The organism is Kitasatospora sp. NPDC052868, assembly GCF_044547105.1.
Classification (GTDB): Bacteria; Actinomycetota; Actinomycetes; order Streptomycetales; family Streptomycetaceae; genus Kitasatospora.
On record NZ_JBITZW010000001.1, the window covers coordinates 669,168 to 686,181 of the forward strand.

Consider the following 17,014-nt stretch of genomic DNA (forward strand, 5'->3'; position numbering starts at 1 on the left):
TTCGCTCGCCGGACGCGGTCCGGGTGGCGGCCCTGTTCAACTGCTCGCCCTGCTCGCTCATGACTCCACCTCGGCGTCGTCGAAATCGGTCAGGTAGCCGGTCGCGCGGGCCTTGGCCAGGGCGGCCTCCTTGGCTCCGGGTGCGTCCAGCGGGCCGTCCACCAGGCCGGCGAAGCCGATCGCGACGCGCCCGCCGCCGATCGGGACGAGGCCGACCTCGACGGTGGCGCCCGGGTCGAAGCGCACCGAGGAGCCGGCCGGGACCGCCAGGTGGGTGCCGTAGGCGGCGGCCCGGTCGAAGGCCAGCCGGGGGTTGGACTCGAAGAAGTGGAAGTGCGAGGTGACCGAGATCGGCACCCCGGAGGTGTTGTGGACGAGCAGGACGACCGTCTCCTCGATCGGGTCGTAGCCCGTGCCCTCGCCGATCAGCGCGCCGCCGGGGGCTTCGTCGCCGAGCGAGCCGGCGCCCTTGAAGGGGTCGTTGACCACGGCCAGCCGGGTGCCGTCCTCGAAGACCGCCTCGACCTGGACGACGGTGACCACGTCCGGCACGCCGGGCAGGACGTCGTCGGCGGTCAGCACGCTGCGGCCGGCCTCGATGGCCTCGGCGAGGCGCCGGCCGTCGCGGGCGGCCTCGCACACGGTGTCCGCGATCAGGGCGTGCGCCTCGGGGATGTTGAGGCGTACGCCCCGGGCGCGGCGGGCGCGGGCCAGCTCGGCCGCTGTGAAGATCAGCAGCCGGTCCCGCTCGGTGGGGGTGAGTCGCACGGTTCCTCGCTCGCGGTCGCCGGGGTGAGGGGGAGGGAGACGGGGATGGAGTTAGAACGGCGTTCAAACACTTCGGGCCATTGAACCCGGACCGGGCCGCCCTGTCCAGCGTTGCCCGCATGGTGGCGTTCCGCGCGCCGGACCGCCCCGCCCGGGTCCGCCCGGGTCGCCCCGGCCCCCCAGGGGGCGGGTCGGCGGGGGCCGCAGGGGGTCGCCGGGGTCCGCCGGGGGCTCGTGGGGGAGGGTGGTGGAGGGGCGGGGGAGCGAGGGAGGGTCGAAAGGGCCCGTACGCATCGCAAACCTGTCCGGCGCGGGCAGTTGGATCACGCAGGCCGCCCCGTGCCCCTTTCACCCCGGGTGATCGCACGCACACTGTTGCAAACGCCGTCAGCTGGGCATGAGGATGAGTGGTCAGAAGGACAGGGCTGCCCGGCCGGCGGGGGATCCGTGGCGGGTGCCCGGATCGAGGGCGGGGGCATGTGTTGATGGACGGTCAGGCGCGATTCCCGCGGCAGCGGACGGGTTCGGGGGAGGCGTTCCGGCCCAGGGCCCAGGGCGGTGCGCCGGGCGCGGCCGGTGTCACCGGCGCGGCGAACGCCCCCGGCGGGCCGCTGCCGGGTGCACCGGCGCCGGGCTGCGCCCTGCACCGCAGACTGCACCTGGCGCTGGACCCGGCCGACCTGGTCGCGGTCGGCGCCGTGCGGCGGCGGCTCCGCTCGGCGCTGAGCCACTGGGGGGTGCCCGAGCTGTCCGACACGGCCGAGCTGCTCTCCTCCGAGCTGGTCACCAACGCCCTGCTGCACACCGACCAGGGCGCGGTGTTCGACGCGGTGCTCGGCGCCGACCTGCGGCTGCGGATCGAGGTCCAGGACGGCGCCAGCCGGCTGCCGGGCCGCCGCCGCGATCCGGACGCCGAGTACGCCACCTCCGGGCGCGGGCTGCAGCTGGTCGAGGCGCTGGCGGACGACTGGGGGGTGCAGCTGCGCGGGGACGGCAAGGTCACCTGGTTCGAGCTCGCCCCCTCCTGAGCCCGGGCCGGCGCGCGAGTCCGAATCCCGGCTCAAGCCCGGGTGAGGCCCCCGGTCCGCCCCGGGGGGAATTGGTCGTTCGCCACCGAACGACACGCTGAAAGGAAGGCCGGGGGGAAGATTCACGGGCCGGTGCCATTGCCGCTCGGCCGAACATTGGCCAGGATGGTGGGAATGTGTGTCCACGTGCGGGAAGCAGCGGGGAGACCTCACCTCGACTGACCACCGCCCGTCGGCACCATCCGATCCAGCACCACCCACACACCGCCTTGCGGCCCGTCCGGACGGTCGGCGCGGCCCGCCACGGCAGCGGCAGGAGCAGCATGCCCACTGAGCCCGAGTCACCGGGGCCGGCGCTTCCTCCCGGCCAGTCCACGGCCGGGTCGGGGCGGGGGAGACCACCCGCCCAGGCGGTGCGCAGGCACGCGCTGCGGACGGCGCCCGGGCTGGCCGCCGGCCGGCTGGCGCCGATGCTCTCCGGCGGACTGCCGGTCTCCTCCGGAGACTCCACCCCGGACTGGCTGGAGCCCGCGATGGCCGCCAACGGCATCGGCTCCTTCGACTGGGACATCCGGCGCGACGTGCTGGAGGGCGACCAGCGGGCCTGCACCATCGTCGGCCTGGACCGGCTGGACCAGGGCCGCTTCGACCGCACCTCCGCCTCCTTCCTGGCCCTGCTGCACCCCGAGGACGCCCCGGTGGTGCGCCGCCGGGTCGAGCGCGCGGTGACCGAGCTGGGCCAGTGCGGCGCCTACTACCGGACGGTCGGCCCGGGCGGGACGATGAAGGCCGTGCGCTTCCGCGGCCGGGTGCTGGCGGACGCCTTCGGCCGGGCCTCCCGGATGGTCGGCTTCGTCTGGGACGCCACCGTCGAGCTGCACAAGCGCGACCGCGCCGACCGGATGGCCCTGCTGCGCGAGGAGCGCTCCCGGTTCATCAAGGAGGCCGCCCGCGCGCTCTCCGAGGCCGTCACCGTCCGGGACGTCGCCCGGGTCTTCACCGAGCTGCCGCTGCCAGGCCTGCCGCCGGACGGCCTGGTCCTGGCCGCCTTCGAGGCCGGCCGGGTGCAGATCCTCGGCGCCTCCGGCTACCGGCCGGAGGAGCTCGCGTTCTGGGACCGCTCGGTCCTGCCCGCCACCCACCCGGCGGCCGAGGCGCTGAAGAGCCGCGCGCCGGTCTTCATCCCCAGCCGCGAGGAGTTCCGCGAGCGCCACCCGGAGGTGTGGGAGCCGACCAGCCGCACCGGCCGCAGCTCCTGGGCCTTCCTGCCGCTGGTGGCCAGCGGCCGGGCGATCGGCGTCTGCCTGGTCAGCTTCGACGACGACCGCCAGCTGGACGCCGACGAGCGCACCCTGCTCTCCACCCTGGGCGGCCTGGTCGCGCAGTCGCTGGCCCGGGCCCGGCTGCACGACGCCGAGCACGAGCTGGCGGCCGGCCTGCAGCGGGTGATGCTGCCGCGCACCGTGCCGTCCGTCCCCGGGGTCACCACCGCCGTCCGCTACCTGGCGGCCGGCTCGGGCCTGCAGATCGGCGGCGACTGGTACGACGTCGTCCCGCTGCCCGGCGGGCACGTCGGGCTGGTGATCGGCGACGTCCAGGGCCATGACGTGCACGCCGCCGGGATCATGGGCCAGCTGCGGATCGCGCTGCGCGCCTACGCGGCGGAGGGCCACCCGCCGGCCGCCGTGATGGCCCGCGCCTCCCGCTTCCTCGCCGACCTGGACACCGACCACTTCGCCACCTGCACCTACGCCGAGGTCAACGTCGACTACGGCGTGGTCTACGCCGTCCGGGCCGGCCACCTCGACCCGATGGTCCGGCGGGCGGACGGCACCGCCGCCGTGGTGCCGGTGGCCGGCGGGCTGCCGCTGGGCATCGCCCCCGACGAGGAGTACCGGGTCACCCGGTTCAGCCTGGACCCGGGCGAGACGGTGGTGCTCTGCACCGACGGCCTGGTCGAGGCGCGCGGCATGGACCTCGACGACGGCATCGCCCGGCTCACCCGGGTCCTGGCCGGACCGGCCGAGACCCGCCACGAGGGCGGCCGGGACCCGCTGGAGGAGCTCGCCGACCGGATCGCCTCGCAGGCCGCGGACTCCAGCGAGCGCGAGGACGACATAGCGCTGCTGCTGCTGCGCTGGGACGGCCCGGCGGGCGGCCTGGCCGCCCAGCAGCTGCGCCGCCGGATCGGCCAGGCCGACCTCGCCCGGATCTCCGAGGTGCGGGCCGAGCTGCGGGACGCGTTGCGCCGCTGGGGTGTCGCCGAGCTGGTGGACACCGCCGAGCTGCTCGCCTCCGAGCTGGTCACCAACGCCGTCCGGCACACCGACCGGGACGCCATGTTCACCGCCCGGCTCTACCGGGAGGCGGCGACCGACGGCGGCCGGGCCCGGCTGCGGGTCGAGGTGGAGGACGAGTCGGACCTCTGGCCGACCCGCCGGACCCCGGGGGAGCAGGCCTCCTCCGGGCGAGGGCTGATGCTGGTCGAGGCGCTGGCGGACGCCTGGGGCGTGGAGCCGCGGGGCTCGGGCAAGCGGATGTGGTTCGAGCTCACCGCCACCCCGGCGGCCTGAGCGCCCGGACGGCGCCGGGCCGCCCGGGCACCCGGGCGGCCCGCGCTCAGCCGAACTGCTGCTCCAGGTCCTTCAGCTTGCGCTCCAGCGAGTCCAGCCGGGGCAGCGCCACGGTGTCCTCCTCCAGCGTGAGGTCGATGGTGCGCCGCTCCGGACGGGCCGGCAGACCGGGCTGCACGACCGCGCCCTCGGCGGGGGCGGGCTCCACGGCGGGCCGGTCCGCCGTGGACCCGGCTATCGCGGACTCCGAGCCGGACTCCAGCTGCCGGGCGCCGCCGCGCTGCCGCCAGACGCTGTTGGTCCGGTTGATGGCCCGGATCTCGGCCCGCTCGCGGCGGCCGGCGAGCTTGCGCCGCTCGCGGTCGGCGAGCTTCTCCCGCTTGTCGTCGCGGACCTCGTCGACCGCCTCGTCCAGGCTGCGGACGCCCTCCAGGAGCATCAGCGACCAGGCCGCGTAGGTCTCGCGGGGGGCGCGCATCCAGCGGACGATGCGGATCTGCGGCAGCGGCCGCGGGACGAGGCCCTGCTCGCGCAGGGCGGCCCGGCGGGTCTGCTTGAGCGCCCGGTCGAACAGCACGGCCGCCGAGAGGGACATCCCCGCGAAGAACTGGGGGGCGCCGGCGTGGCCGAAGCCGCGCGGGGCGTGCACCCAGTTGAACCAGGCGGAGGCGCCGGCGAACAGCCAGACCAGCAGGCGCGAACCGAGCGCGGCGTCGCCGTGGCTGGCCTCGCGGACGGCGAGCACCGAGCAGAACATCGCCGCGCCGTCCAGGCCGAACGGCACCAGGTACTCCCACCCCCCGGAGAGGTTGAGGTTCTGCACCCCGAAGCCGACCAGGCCGTGGAAGGAGAGTGCGGCCGCGACGGCGGCGCAGCAGAACAGCAGCGTGTACGAGGCCCCGCCGTAGAGGGATTCCTTGCGGCGGCGGCGCTCCTCGGAGCGCTCCCAGGAATCCGCGCCGCCGGAGGGCGAGGATCCCCGCGTCCGGGCCAGGGCCACCAGAAGGGCGCTGACCAGCAGCGCCGCCACGCCGGTGACGGCCCAACCGAGCGGTATATCGGACAATTTCATCGCCTGGACCAGCCTCGCTTTCCTGCGTCGTGATGGCGGGGACCATCATGGCGGATGCTCGGCCGGTGAATGGCTGATTCGCCGTCAATGCGCTGAGTAGGAGGATTTCTGACGAGGGAGCAATCGCATTGTCGTATTAGATAGGGGCGGCTTTTCCTGGAATTCCGGGCTTTCCGCGCCCCGTTCCCCACCGGTTCCGGTCAACCCCGCGTGACGCGTGGGCAGCCGCCGCACATGGTCTCGGGCCGGACGGTGTACACGAGGCAGCAGCTGGCCCGCGCGCGCTCGGTGCCCGAGGCATCAGGCGTGTCGAGCGTGAAGCCCGCGCCCGGAGTGAGCGGCGCACAGCCCGGCGCGAACAGGGCGGACAGCTCGGCGCGCGCCCGCACCTCCTCGCCGAGCAGCCCGGCGACGTGCCAGAGGCCCTCGACCGCGGCGTCCGTGGCCATCGCCCAGAGGGTGTGCGCGCCGCGCCGGACCTCGGGGCGGAAGGCGGCCAGCACCGGCGCCAGGTACCCGGTCAGCGCCGTCCGCAGCCGCGCCGCCAGCTCTGCCTCGCCGGGCACCGTCCGGGCGCCGGGCAGACCGGCGGCCGGGTCGTCGGGCAGGCAGGCGAAGGCGTCCGGCAGCACGGTCAGCTCGCCGGTGCGGCGGCGCACCGACACCGCCTCGGGGGTCAGCAGCGGCACCCGGCGCTCCAGGAACCAGGGCAGCGTGACCAGCAGGGCGGTGGACCAGCAGTAGCGGTGCAGGCCGAACCCGGCCGCGACGTCCGGCCGCAGCGGCCGCCCGTACTGGACCAGGCCCTGCCGGGCGTCGTGGGCGATCAGCTCGCGCAGGGCGTCCGGATCGGTCAGCAGCGCGGCGCCGGGGATCCAGCCGTCACCGCTGCGCGGTGCGGCGCACCTCACCCGCAGGGCGGGGAACAGCTCGCCGATCCGGCGGTAGCTCGCGGTGCAGGGCGTCGGGACGGTGGCGGCAGGGGCGGCGGCGCGCGGCACGGGGCCGGGGCGGGTGCTGCTCACGGTCATGGTGCGGGCCCCATCGGGTCGACCGGAGCCCGCGCGGACCGGCCCGTCCGGCCCCGGCCGGAGCGGACTGCGCCCAGGGCGGGCCCGGCCGGAGCGGGCCTGGCGGAGCCCGGGAACGGCAAGGCGAACCCGGCCGGGGCACTGCTCGCCCCGGCCAGGTTAGGCTCACCTTAGCTGATTGTTCCCCGAGCCTCCCGTTCGATGCGTCCGTCCGGGGGAGCGCCCGGCGTGCGCAGCGCGCTCAGCTGGCGCGCGAGCCACACCGGTACGCCGCCGAGCGCCTGGACGAGCCGGGCCGCCTCGGCGCGCAACCGGACCGCCTCGGCGGGCTCGGACACCTCGGCCAGCGCCGCCAGCGCGGGCGCGACCCCGACCGTGAAGCCGAGCTGCTCGCGCAGCCGCAGTGAGGCGTCGAACCCCTCCCGGGCCCGCTCGTGGTCCCCGGAGGCCAGCGCCAGCGCGGCCAGGTGCCGCCAGGTGGAGGAGCGCAGCAGCTCGTCCCCGTGTTCGCCGGCCGCCTCGTGCGCCCGGCGGTACGCGATCCAGGCGGCGGTCGGGTCGCGCAGCAGGTTCTCCGCGACCAGCCCCCGGCGGAAGTCCAGCAGCGGCCGGCCGGGGGCGTCCGGCGGCAGCAGTGCCGAGGTGCGACCGAGCGCCGCCTGGGCCTCGTCCAACCGGTCGCGCGGGCCCAGCACGCTGGCCACGTACGCCAGGAAGCCGCGCGCGCAGGCCGCCGCCGCGCGCTGTTCGGTGCTGGTCACCACGGCCTCGGCCAGCCGGAGCGCCTGCTCCGCCTGGGTCCAGTGGGCGGCGGTGAACAGGCACTGCTCGATGAGGAGTTCGGCCCGTCCGAGAGCCGCCGCCGGGTCGCGCTCGGCGGCCGGGCGTAACAGCTCCGCGGCCTCCTGCCAGCACGCCCGCGACCGCAGCCGCCAGACGGTGTCACCCGGTTCCCGTGGCACGGCCCGCCCCAGCCCGTCCCCGCCGTCCGGGCCCAATCCGTGCTCTGACAACGCCACCTCCTTGTGTGCGCCATCCAGCAGGACCACGGGACTTGCCCCAAGGCCCGTACTGTGGCGGCAATTCAACACGGGGGTGAGCTTGTGCACCAGATCACGAGCGCAGGTTGTTGCCGTCCGGAGGCTTTTTGGTCCAGGCGGTTCCCGGCCGGCGGCCCCGGGCTCAGGAGGTCCAGCCGGTCTCCATCAGGGCCTCGGCGGCGCCGTTGGCGGGCTGCGGGACACCCGCCAGATCCAGGCTGAACAGGGCGACCAGCAGTTGCTCGCCGCGCACGGTGGCCTGGTGGGAGTAGCCGGCCAGGGTGAACATCGCGGCGGCCATCTCCTCGGCGTGCAGGGTCTGCAGCCAGAGGCACTCCACCGACTTCACGTCGGCCGGCTCGGTCCAGGTGTCCACCTGGGCGACCATCCGGCTGCCCAGCAGGGTGACGCCGTCGCGCTCCTGGGCCTCCGTCAGCTCCAGGTCCTCGAAGCCCAGCCACTCCAGGTAGCGGGCGGCGGTGAACACCGCGTCCTGCGAGGTGCGGACGGGGTGCGGGCGGAACGGCGCGCGCCGCCGCCAGGGCGTGGCGGTCGTGCCGGCGCCGCCGGGCGGGGCCGGGACGGGCGCGCCCAGCGGGTGGGCGGAGCTCGGGCGGGAGCCCTGCGGGCCGCTGACCCCGAGCGGGCCGGCGGTCGCGCTGCCGCCGAGGCGGGTGGTGCGGTCCACCGGGAGCCGGACGGTGGCACCGCAGTTGCAGGTGAACTCGGGCTGCGGCCACTGGTCGGAGCGGCCGCAGTGCGGGCAGCGCATGTTCAGCCAGGAGTCCTCCCAGGAGCGGAACCGCACCTGGACCGGCACCCCGCCGCGCAGCAGCGGCACCTTGAGCGAGGCACCGCAGGGGCAGGGCAGCGAGGGCGGCTCGTACAGGTGCTCCCGGCGGCAGGCCGGGCAGCGGATCGCCCGGGCGCCACCGCCCGCCCCCGGGGCGCTGTGCGCGGGGTCGCGTCCGGTGAAGTCGTCGGGCAGTCCGGACATCGCGAGCACCGTCCGTTCGGGTCGAGGCGTGGGGTCGGGTCCCATGCTCCCCGAAACGCGGGGGCCGCGGCGCGGAATGGAGCAATCCTCAGGGACAGATCAGGGGTATGCGGCCGATCCCTCCCCGTCGAGGAGGAGAAGGCGCGCTCCACCCGGCCGGGGCCGATCAGCGCGATGACCGGGGACTGTCAGGTGACGGCCCAGCGGGCCAGGTCGGCCGGGGTGTCCAGGTCGTCCGGCACGGCGACGTCGGCGCACTCCACCAGCGCGATCTCGGCGGCGTGCGCCGCCAGAAGGGCGCGCGCGCCGGCGTCGCCGGTGGCCCCCGCGGCCGCCTCGGCGAAGTACCGGGCACCGATCAGCACCGGGTGCCCGCGCCGCCCCCCGTACGCCGCCGCCGCCAGCTCCGCGCCCGCCCGGTGGGCGGCCAGCAGCCGGGCCACCGCCGCCGCCGTCACCCCGGGCGTGTCCACCAGCATCACCAGCACCGCCGAGGCCCGCGGCGGCAGCGCGGCCAGCCCGGCCCGCAGCGAGGAGCCCATGCCGCCCGCCCAGTCCGGGTTGTCCACCAGCCGGCAGTCCGGCAGCTCGGCCGCGGTCCGCACCTGCTCACGGGCCGCGCCCAGTACCACCGTCACCGCCGCACAGCCGCCCGCCCGGACCACCGCCACCGCGTGCTCCACCAGCGGCCGGCCCCGGTAGGGCAGCAGGGCCTTCGGGCGCCCGCCGAGCCGCCGCCCGCCCCCGGCCGCCAGCACCAGCGCCGTGACCGGTCCGTCCTGGATCTCCATGGGCCCAGCCTGCCCGGCCGGGGCGCCACCGCGCAGCCGTAGGAAGCCACAGTTGTACGAATCCACAAGGCGAAGCCGCAGGTCGCGGCGGCTCCCCGGTGGTTCGGCCGCTGGATCTTCCGGGCGGCAGCCCCTGTACTGGGTCGATGAACACCGCACCGCGCCCGCTGCTGGACCGCTTCGGCAGGGTCCACACCGACCTGCGGGTCTCACTCACCGACCGCTGCAACCTGCGCTGCACGTACTGCATGCCGGCCGAGGGCCTCAACTGGCTCCCCAAGGCCGAGGTGCTGAGCGACGACGAGGTGGTCCGGCTGGTGCGGATCGCGGTGGAACGCCTCGGCATCGCCTCGGTGCGGCTCACCGGCGGCGAACCGCTGCTGCGGCGCGGGCTGCCGGAGCTGGTCGGGCGGATCACCGCGCTCGGCCCGGAGGTGTCGCTCACCACCAACGGCATCGGCCTGGCCCGCACCGCCACCGCCCTGCACGGGGCCGGACTGCACCGGGTGAACGTCAGCCTGGACACCCTGCGGCCCGAGCGGTACGCCGAGATCACCCGGCGCGACCGGCTCGCCGACGTCCTCGCCGGACTGGCCGCCGCCCAGGCCGCCGGGCTGGCGCCGGTCAAGGTCAACGCGGTGCCGGTGCGCGGGGTCAACGACGACGAGATCCTCGACCTGGTCGAGTTCGCCGCCGGGCACGGTTACCGGATGCGGTTCATCGAGTCCATGCCGCTGGACGCGCAGGGCGCCTGGGACCGCAGCACGATGGTCACCGCGGACGAGATCCTGACGGTCCTCGGCGCCCGCTGGGAGCTCGTCCCCGTCGGCCGGCACGGCAACGCGCCCGCCGAGGAGTGGCGGATCGGCGGCACCGACACCGTGGTCGGCGTGATCGCCTCCGTCACCCGCCCGTTCTGCGGCGGCTGCGACCGGGTCCGCCTCACCGCCGACGGGCAGCTGCGCAACTGCCTGTTCGCCGCCGAGGAGTCCGACCTGCGCGCGCTGCTGCGCGGCGGGGCCGGGGACGACCGGATCGAGGAGGCCTGGCGCAGCACCATCGCCCGCAAGGGCCCCGGACACGACATCAACTCGGCGGGGTTCGTCCAGCCCGAGCGCCCGATGTCCGCCATCGGCGGTTAGGTTCTGGGCGCCGGTGCCCGGGCCGGTGCGGGGCACCGACCGCCGGTGTGAGCTTCGACATGCCGGAACACTCCCCGCTGCGCCGCCTTGACGGGGTGTGGGGCGGCTGGTCTGCTGGGTCGCCGTCAGCCGCCCCCCAGTCCGGGAGTCCTCCGTGCCCGCCCGCCGCGCCACCGTGTCCGCCGCCGTCCTCCTGATATCCGCCCTGGCGCTGGCCGGCTGCTCCGGCGGGGCCCCGAAGCCGTCCGCGGGCGGCGGCGCGGCCGCCGGGGACGTGGGTGCCAGCCCGCTGCAGAACCCCGACGGCACCCGGCCCGGCCTGGCGCCGCTGACCTCGCCGGAGGACCTGAAGGCCGGGCGCGACCTGATAAGCAGGGTCGCCACCGCCGCGGGCGGCCCGAAGGACGGCTACGACCGCAACGAGTTCGGCCCGGCCTGGACGGACAGCGTGGACGGCGTCCCGGGCGGCCGCAACAACTGCGACACCCGCAACGACCTGCTCGCCCGCGACGGCAGACTGCTGGAGCACAAGGACGGTTCGAACTGCGTGGTCACCGCGATGAGCATCTACGACCCGTACACCGGCAAGACCGTCCAGTGGACCAAGCAGCAGGCCTCGAAGATCCAGATCGACCACGTCATGCCGCTCTCCTACGACTGGCAGATGGGGGCCTCCAAGTGGGACAAGGCGAAGCGGGTCCAGATCGCCAACGACCCGCTCAACCTCATCCCGGCGGACGGTTCGCAGAACGCCTCCAAGGGGGACTCCGGCCCCGCCGCCTGGCTCCCCGCGAACACCGCGGTCCGCTGCTCGTACGCCGTCCGCTTCGCGCAGGTCTCGCTGAAGTACCAACTGCCGGTCACCGAGGCCGACAAGAAGGCGATGCTCCAGCAGTGCGGCGGCTGAGGAAACGATTCGCCGGGCTTTGTCCGTATACGGTGCCCGGCTGTTGATAACGATGTGACCGATGTGATCACCGGATGGTATTCGTGTGCGGTGTATTCGATGATCACCCGGTCCTCCCGGCGCGCGCTGACCGCCGCCGCCATCTCCGTGGTCCTGGCCGGCTGCAGCAGTTCGGCCGGATCCGCGGACGCCGCCCCCGGCACCGCCTCCGCGCCGGCCGCGGCCGCCGCGTCGCCCACCCCGACCCCGACGCCCACGCCCACGCAGCCGCCGACGCCGACCCCCAAGCCCACCGGCGAGGCCGATCCGGCGCTCAAGCCGTTCTACGGCCAGCAGATCGCCTGGGCGCCCTGCGCGGACGACCCGGCCACCGCCAAGGTCGACGAGTCGGTCGTCCAGTGCGCCGCCCTGAAGGTCCCGCTCGACTACGCCGCCCCGGCGGGCGACACCATCGAGGTCGCGATCGTCCGCAACCCCGCCGTCAAGCAGGACCAGCGGGTCGGCTCCCTGCTCGTCAACCCCGGCGGCCCGGGCGGCTCCGGCGTCCGGATGGTCAAGGGCGACCCCAAGGGCGGCTTCGCCGGCCCGCTGCACGACCGCTTCGACGTGGTCGGCTTCGACCCGCGCGGGGTCGGCCTCACCTCCCCGGTGAAGTGCCTGGAGGACCAGGCCCGGGACGAGTGGGTCACCACCGACGCCCCGGGCGCGGAGCACGGCAAGGTGCTCGCCGACGCGTGCCAGGCCAAGTACGCCAAGATCCTGCCGTTCGTCGGCACCCGCAACACCGCCCGCGACATGGACGTCCTGCGCGCCGCCCTCGGCGACCCGAAGCTCGACTACCTCGGCCTGTCGTACGGCACCTACCTCGGCAGCCTCTACGCCGAGGAGTTCCCGGACCGCGTCGGCCGGCTCGTCCTGGACGGCGCCACCGACCCGGCCACCTCGCTGATCCAGCACAACATCGAGCAGCAGGCCGGCTTCGAGCGGGCCCTCAAGGCCTTCGCCGCCGACTGCGTCGGCAAGAACCCGTGCCCGCTCGGCAAGGACCCGGAGAAGGCCGCGCAGAAGCTCGCCGACTTCCTCGACGGGCTCAAGGAGCACCCGCTCACCACCGCCGACGGGCGCAAGGTCACCGCCAACGCGGCCTGGACCGGCGTGCTCAGCACCCTGTACGGCGGCGATCAGGCGTGGACCAACCTGCGCAACATCCTCAGCTTCGCCATGCTCAGGGACAAGGGCGACTACCTGCTCGGCCTCGCCGACGGCTACAACGGCCGGGACGAGAAGGGCCGCTACGGCGTCTCCGCCGACGCCTACACCGCCATCCACTGCGCCGACGGCGCCACCAACGCCCCCACCGGGGAGCAGCTGCAGGCCGCGCTCACCGAACTCGCCGCCAAGGCGCCGCTGGTCAGCAAGCACGAGCCGACGATGGCGCTGTTCGACCCGGACTGCCGGATCTGGGCGGCCCCCTCCGCGGAGAAGCCGCACCCGATCAAGTCCGAGAGCAGCGCCACCATCGTGGTCGTCGGCTCGACCGGTGACCCGGCGACGCCGTACGCCTGGTCCGAGAAGCTCACCGCCGAGCTCGGCCACGCGGTGCTGCTGACCCGCGAGGGCGAGGGCCACACCGCGTACGGCCACAGCTCGTGCATCCGCGCCGCGGTCGACGGCTTCCTGGTGGACGGCACGGTCCCGGCCGCCGGGACGCGCTGCCAGAGCGACTGACGGTCGGACGGCCGAAGGGGGCGCACCGCTGCCGCGCGGTGCGCCCCCTTCGGTGTGAAGGCCCGAGCCGGCTCTAGGCCCTGTCCGGCCGATCTTGCCGGGCGCACGACGCCGGGCATCCTCCCCCAGCCTCCGGCCGGGAGGTGCCCCCACCTGACCGCACGCCCGAATCGCCCAAGTACATCCAGTACGAGGACGATCCGGGCGCACGCCCAGCCGGGCGCGGATTGGGGGTACCTCCCGGCCGAAGGCTGGGGGAGCCGCGCGCTGATCCGCCAAGATCGACCGGACAGGACCCTAGGAGGTGGGGCTCGCCGTCAGGTCGTAGAGGGTGGCGGAGCCCACCGTCTTCGCGGTGTAGTGGCTCTCCACCCAGCTCTCGATCTGCGCGGTCTGCGACTCCTGGGCCCCGCCGCCGACCGGGGCGAAGCCGACGGTGGCGCCGTTCTCGATGGCACCTCCGGTCACCCGGCGCGCGTTGCCGCCGATGAACCAGTGCACCTTGCCCTCCTTCACCAGCTTCTGGAACGCCTCCAGGCTGAGCGAGGGGTCGGTGCTGTTGAACCCGCCGAGGGCCATCACCGGGACGCCGGAGGCCAGTTGGTAGCTGGCGGCGTTCTGCGAGCCGCTGGTCGCGGCGGCCCAGGTGTAGTGGTCGGCGTCCTGCCGCAGTGCGGCGGCCGCCGCACTGTCCACCGTGGCGCCGTTGAGCAGGCCGCCCATACCGCCCATGCCGCCCATACCGCCGGGGCCGCCCGTGGTGCCGCGGCCCTGGCGGCTGTCGGTGCCGTTGCCGCCGCTGCCGCCGTTGCCGGGCTGGCGGCCTTGGCCGTTCTGGCCACCGTTCTGGCCGCTGCCGTCCCGGCCGCCGTTCTGCCCGTTGGGGAAGCCCTGGCCGCCGGGGAAGCCCTGCCCGTTGGGGAATCCCTGCCCGCCGGGCAGGCCCTGGCCGCCCTGACCGCCCGGGCCGCCCTGCCCGTTGAAGACGAACGGCCCCCCGCCGCGCATGCCGCCCGGGCCGAAGCCCTTGCCCGCGACCGCCGGACCGGCCGTCACGATCGAGCCGGTGTGCGGGGTGTCCACGGTGTCCACCGCGTACGCCGCCGGTCCGCCCAGCGCCGCCGCCAGGCCCAGCAGCCCGACCACCGCCGCCGCGCGGGCCGCCAGCCGGCCGGCCAGCAGCAGCGCGAGCGCCGCCGCGAGACCGCCGACCAGCACCGCCCAGCGCAGCCACGGCAGGAACTGCGAGCTGCGCCCGAGCAGCACGTACGCCCAGAGCGCCGTCACCGCCAAAGTCCCGGCCAGCACCGCCGCGTACGGCAGCCGGTGCCGCACCCGCCACAGGCCGTCCACGCCCATGCCGACCAGCGCCGCGACCGCCGGGGCGAGCGCCACCGTGTAGTACTGGTGGAAGATGCCGGACATGAAGCTGAAGGTCAGCCCGGTGCACAGGAGCCAGCCGCCCCAGACCAGGAAGGCCGTGCGGGCGCTGTCCGTCCGGGCGTAGCGGCGGGTCGCCCAGAGGCCGAACACCAGCAGGATCAGTGCGGCGGGCAGCAGCCAGGCGATCTGCCCGCCGATGTCGCCGTCGAAGAGCCGGGTGATCCCGGTCTCGCCCCAGCCGCCGCCCATGGCACGGCCGCCGCCGGGCGGGGCCTCGGCGCCGGCCGGCATCCGGCCGCCGCCCACGCTGCCGGTCTCGTTGCCGTTGAGCCGCCCGAAGCCGTTGTAGCCGAAGGTCAGGGAGAGGAAGCTGTTGTCCTGCGAGCCGCCGATGTACGGGCGGGCGGAGGCCGGCACCAGCTCGACGACCGCCACCCACCAGCCGCCGGAGAGCACCATCGCCAGCCCGGCGAGCAGCAGTTGACGCACCCGCCGCCCGAGGCCCGCGGGCGCGGCCACCAGGTGGACCAGGGCGAACGCGGGCAGCACGAGGAAGGCCTGGAGGGTCTTGGTGAGGAAGGCCAGCCCGAACATCGCCCCGGTGAACACCAACCAGCGGGTGCTCGCGGTCTCGGTGGCCCGCAGCAGGCCGTACGCGGCGAGCGCGAGCAGCAGCACCAGCAGCGCGTCCGGGTTGTTGAAGCGGAACATCAGGGCGGCCACCGGCGTGAGTGCCAGCACCGCGCCCGCCACCAGGCCGCCGAGCGGGGAGAAGCGGCGGCGCACCGCCGCGTACACGGTGGCCACGGTGGCCACCCCCATCAGCGCCTCCGGGGCCAGGACCGACCACGAGGAGAGCCCGAAGACCCGGGCGCAGAGCGCCATCGGCCACAGGGCGAGCGGCGGCTTGTCGACGGTGATGAAGTTCCCGGCGTCGGAGGAGCCGTAGAAGAAGGCCTTCCAGCTCTGGCTGCCGGCCTGGACGGCCGCCGAGTAGAAGGAGTTGGCCCAGCCGGAGGCGCTCAGGCCCCACAGGTAGAGGACGGCGGTCGCGGCCAGCAGGGCCAGCAGCGAGGGCCGCACCCAGGCCGGGTCGTCCTGGCGCCCGCGCCAGGTGCGGGCCGGTAGCGTCCGCAGCCGCCCGGCCCAGGACGCCGGGCCCCTGGGGCCTGCGGGCGGGGTCGGCAGGGGCGGGAAGAGCTCGTCGGCGGGAGGTGCCGGCGCCGGCTGCGGCACCTCCGGCGGCGGGTGGTTCGCGGCCTCGGGCCACGGTTCGCCGGCCGGAGGGGAGAAGCTGGTCGTGGTCATGGGCGATACGCTCGGCCGTGCGGCTGAGAGGACCGTGAGACCGGGCTATGAGCCGTCTGTGATCTCGCCGGGCCCCGCCCGGAGAGCCCCTCAGGCGGACTGGGGCACCGTCAACTGCCTGCCCAACCACTCCAGTGCGGGCGGGATCTCCCTGGTCCAGGTGTGGAAGTTGTGCCCGCCGGTGTCCAGGGTGATGGTGGAGAGCCTGGTCGGCGACTTGAACGCGCCCACCATGGCCTGGGTGCCCTCGTAGTTGTTCTCGTCGTAGCTGGTGGCGAGCAGCAGCGCGACGGGCGGGGCCGGGGTGTTCTTCAGCCGCCACACCAGGTCGTTCTCCTGCTTCAGCCGGCCGTTGCCGCCGAACAGGTCGCCGGTGGTCTCGTCGATCGGGGCGGTGTAGTAGCCGGAGAGCGAGATCGCCGAGCGGTACGCGTCCGGCTTGCGCAGCGCGAACTTCAGCGCGCAGTAGCCGCCGGTGGAGTTGCCGATCACGGCCCGGGAGGCCGGGTCGGAGCCGAGCCGGTAGGTGGTGGCGAGGGCCTTGGGCAGGTCGCTGGTGAAGAAGGTCTCCACCTGCGGGCCGCCGGGGATGTCCATGCACTCGGTGTCGCGGTTGCCGGAGAGCGTCGGGCGCATCAGGACCAGGACGGTCGGCGGCAGCTTCTGCTGCTCGATCGCGGTGAGCGCGGAGGCCGGGTACTGCATCAGGGAGATGAGCTTCTCCGCCGAGCCCGGGTAGCCGGCCAGTACCAGCGCCATCGGGAACCGCTTCTGCGCGTACTCCGGCTGGAAGTACTGCGGGGGCAGGTAGACGTACGCGTCGCTGCTCAGTCCGCTCGTGGCCCCTTTGACGGCGATCTCCTGGATCAGCCCGGAGCGCTCCCGGGCCGAGCCCTGCGCCGAGTACATGTTCTTCTCGCCGGTCACGGAGAGGGCGCCGGCGGCGCTGGGCTGGTGGTCGACCACCGTGCCCGGCTTGCCGTTGGTGCCGAGCAGGTCGCTCCAGGAGCTGTAGAAGCCGAAGTAGCCGTTGGCGATCAGGCCCATCGCCACCAGGACCGCGAGCTGGGTGGCCAGGAACGCGCCGATCCGGCCGAGCCAGGACTGCCAGCTCCGCCCGCCGAATCTCGGCCAGAGCCACATCGTGGCGGCGAACACGGCGATCGCGACGACGGAGGCGATGATCTGGAGGGGAAGTCCCGTGAGGCTGAGCACCAGCCGATCGTAGTTGACGCGGCTTCGCGCT

At 74.8% G+C, this 17,014-nt stretch carries 13 protein-coding genes; 5 read left to right on the top strand and 8 right to left on the bottom strand.

Annotated elements, in window-relative coordinates:
* Positions 1 to 57 precede the first annotated feature (57 nt).
* The gene (locus ACIGZJ_RS02950) at positions 58 to 768 is read right to left on the bottom strand and encodes an urease subunit gamma (RefSeq protein ID WP_396455599.1); all 711 of its coding nucleotides are present in this window, start codon (positions 766 to 768) and stop codon (positions 58 to 60) included.
* Positions 769 to 1,253: 485 nt separating this feature from the next.
* On the opposite strand from ACIGZJ_RS02950, the gene ACIGZJ_RS02955 reads away from it, so the two are divergent.
* Both ACIGZJ_RS02955 and ACIGZJ_RS02960 read left to right on the top strand, forming a co-directional pair.
* Positions 1,254 to 1,796, top strand: coding sequence for an ATP-binding protein (locus tag ACIGZJ_RS02955; RefSeq protein WP_396455600.1), 543 nt, complete (start codon positions 1,254 to 1,256; stop codon positions 1,794 to 1,796).
* Positions 1,797 to 2,209: 413 nt separating this feature from the next.
* Positions 2,210 to 4,369, top strand: a complete 2,160-nt coding sequence (locus tag ACIGZJ_RS02960; protein WP_396455601.1) for a SpoIIE family protein phosphatase — start codon at positions 2,210 to 2,212, stop codon at positions 4,367 to 4,369.
* Positions 4,370 to 4,415: 46 nt separating this feature from the next.
* On the opposite strand, the gene ACIGZJ_RS02965 is transcribed toward ACIGZJ_RS02960, so the two are convergent.
* The 5 genes from ACIGZJ_RS02965 to ACIGZJ_RS02985 all read right to left on the bottom strand — a co-directional run bounded on the left by ACIGZJ_RS02965 (position 4,416) and on the right by ACIGZJ_RS02985 (position 9,300).
* Positions 4,416 to 5,441 (bottom strand): DUF2637 domain-containing protein, encoded by a 1,026-nt coding sequence (locus ACIGZJ_RS02965; RefSeq protein WP_396455602.1) that lies wholly within the window; start codon positions 5,439 to 5,441, stop codon positions 4,416 to 4,418.
* A 200-nt stretch (positions 5,442 to 5,641) separates the two neighbouring features.
* Positions 5,642 to 6,472, bottom strand: a complete 831-nt coding sequence (locus tag ACIGZJ_RS02970; RefSeq protein WP_396455603.1) for a (2Fe-2S)-binding protein — start codon at positions 6,470 to 6,472, stop codon at positions 5,642 to 5,644.
* A gap of 170 nt (positions 6,473 to 6,642) precedes the next feature.
* The gene (locus ACIGZJ_RS02975; RefSeq protein ID WP_392927962.1) at positions 6,643 to 7,485 is read right to left on the bottom strand and encodes a hypothetical protein; all 843 of its coding nucleotides are present in this window, start codon (positions 7,483 to 7,485) and stop codon (positions 6,643 to 6,645) included.
* 169 nt (positions 7,486 to 7,654) lie between these two features.
* Positions 7,655 to 8,509 (bottom strand): hypothetical protein, encoded by an 855-nt coding sequence (locus ACIGZJ_RS02980; RefSeq protein WP_396455604.1) that lies wholly within the window; start codon positions 8,507 to 8,509, stop codon positions 7,655 to 7,657.
* 188 nt (positions 8,510 to 8,697) lie between these two features.
* The gene (locus ACIGZJ_RS02985) at positions 8,698 to 9,300 is read right to left on the bottom strand and encodes an NTP transferase domain-containing protein (RefSeq protein ID WP_396455605.1); all 603 of its coding nucleotides are present in this window, start codon (positions 9,298 to 9,300) and stop codon (positions 8,698 to 8,700) included.
* 146 nt (positions 9,301 to 9,446) lie between these two features.
* On the opposite strand from ACIGZJ_RS02985, the gene moaA reads away from it, so the two are divergent.
* From moaA to ACIGZJ_RS03000, 3 genes are all read left to right on the top strand, one after another.
* Positions 9,447 to 10,442, top strand: a complete 996-nt coding sequence (moaA, locus tag ACIGZJ_RS02990; RefSeq protein WP_396455606.1) for a GTP 3',8-cyclase MoaA — start codon at positions 9,447 to 9,449, stop codon at positions 10,440 to 10,442.
* A 154-nt stretch (positions 10,443 to 10,596) separates the two neighbouring features.
* On the top strand, positions 10,597 to 11,349 hold the full coding sequence (locus ACIGZJ_RS02995) for an HNH endonuclease family protein (RefSeq protein ID WP_396455607.1): 753 nt from the start codon (positions 10,597 to 10,599) through the stop codon (positions 11,347 to 11,349).
* Positions 11,350 to 11,448: 99 nt separating this feature from the next.
* Positions 11,449 to 13,077: an alpha/beta hydrolase gene (locus tag ACIGZJ_RS03000; protein ID WP_396455608.1), complete on the top strand. Its 1,629-nt coding sequence runs from the start codon at positions 11,449 to 11,451 to the stop codon at positions 13,075 to 13,077.
* 297 nt (positions 13,078 to 13,374) lie between these two features.
* Here the strand turns inward: ACIGZJ_RS03000 and ACIGZJ_RS03005 are convergent, their stop codons facing one another.
* Positions 13,375 to 15,768 (bottom strand): ArnT family glycosyltransferase, encoded by a 2,394-nt coding sequence (locus tag ACIGZJ_RS03005; protein WP_396455609.1) that lies wholly within the window; start codon positions 15,766 to 15,768, stop codon positions 13,375 to 13,377.
* Positions 15,769 to 15,858: 90 nt separating this feature from the next.
* Positions 15,859 to 16,983 carry an alpha/beta hydrolase gene (locus tag ACIGZJ_RS03010; RefSeq protein WP_396455610.1) on the bottom strand — a complete coding sequence of 375 codons (1,125 nt, stop codon included), beginning with the start codon at positions 16,981 to 16,983 and terminating at the stop codon, positions 15,859 to 15,861.
* Positions 16,984 to 17,014 lie beyond the last annotated feature (31 nt).

Bases quoted from the DNA above. Each gene is read 5' to 3' on its own strand.
- ACIGZJ_RS02965 (WP_396455602.1), bottom strand. From the start codon at position 5,441: ATGAAATTGTCCGATATACCGCTCGGTTGGGCCGTCACCGGCGTGGCG.
- ACIGZJ_RS02955 (WP_396455600.1), top strand. From the start codon at position 1,254: ATGGACGGTCAGGCGCGATTCCCGCGGCAGCGGACGGGTTCGGGGGAG.
- ACIGZJ_RS02980 (WP_396455604.1), bottom strand. From the start codon at position 8,509: ATGTCCGGACTGCCCGACGACTTCACCGGACGCGACCCCGCGCACAGC.
- moaA (WP_396455606.1), top strand. From the start codon at position 9,447: ATGAACACCGCACCGCGCCCGCTGCTGGACCGCTTCGGCAGGGTCCAC.
- ACIGZJ_RS03000 (WP_396455608.1), top strand. From the start codon at position 11,449: ATGATCACCCGGTCCTCCCGGCGCGCGCTGACCGCCGCCGCCATCTCC.
- ACIGZJ_RS03005 (WP_396455609.1), bottom strand. From the start codon at position 15,768: ATGACCACGACCAGCTTCTCCCCTCCGGCCGGCGAACCGTGGCCCGAG.
- ACIGZJ_RS02970 (WP_396455603.1), bottom strand. From the start codon at position 6,472: ATGACCGTGAGCAGCACCCGCCCCGGCCCCGTGCCGCGCGCCGCCGCC.
- ACIGZJ_RS02985 (WP_396455605.1), bottom strand. From the start codon at position 9,300: ATGGAGATCCAGGACGGACCGGTCACGGCGCTGGTGCTGGCGGCCGGG.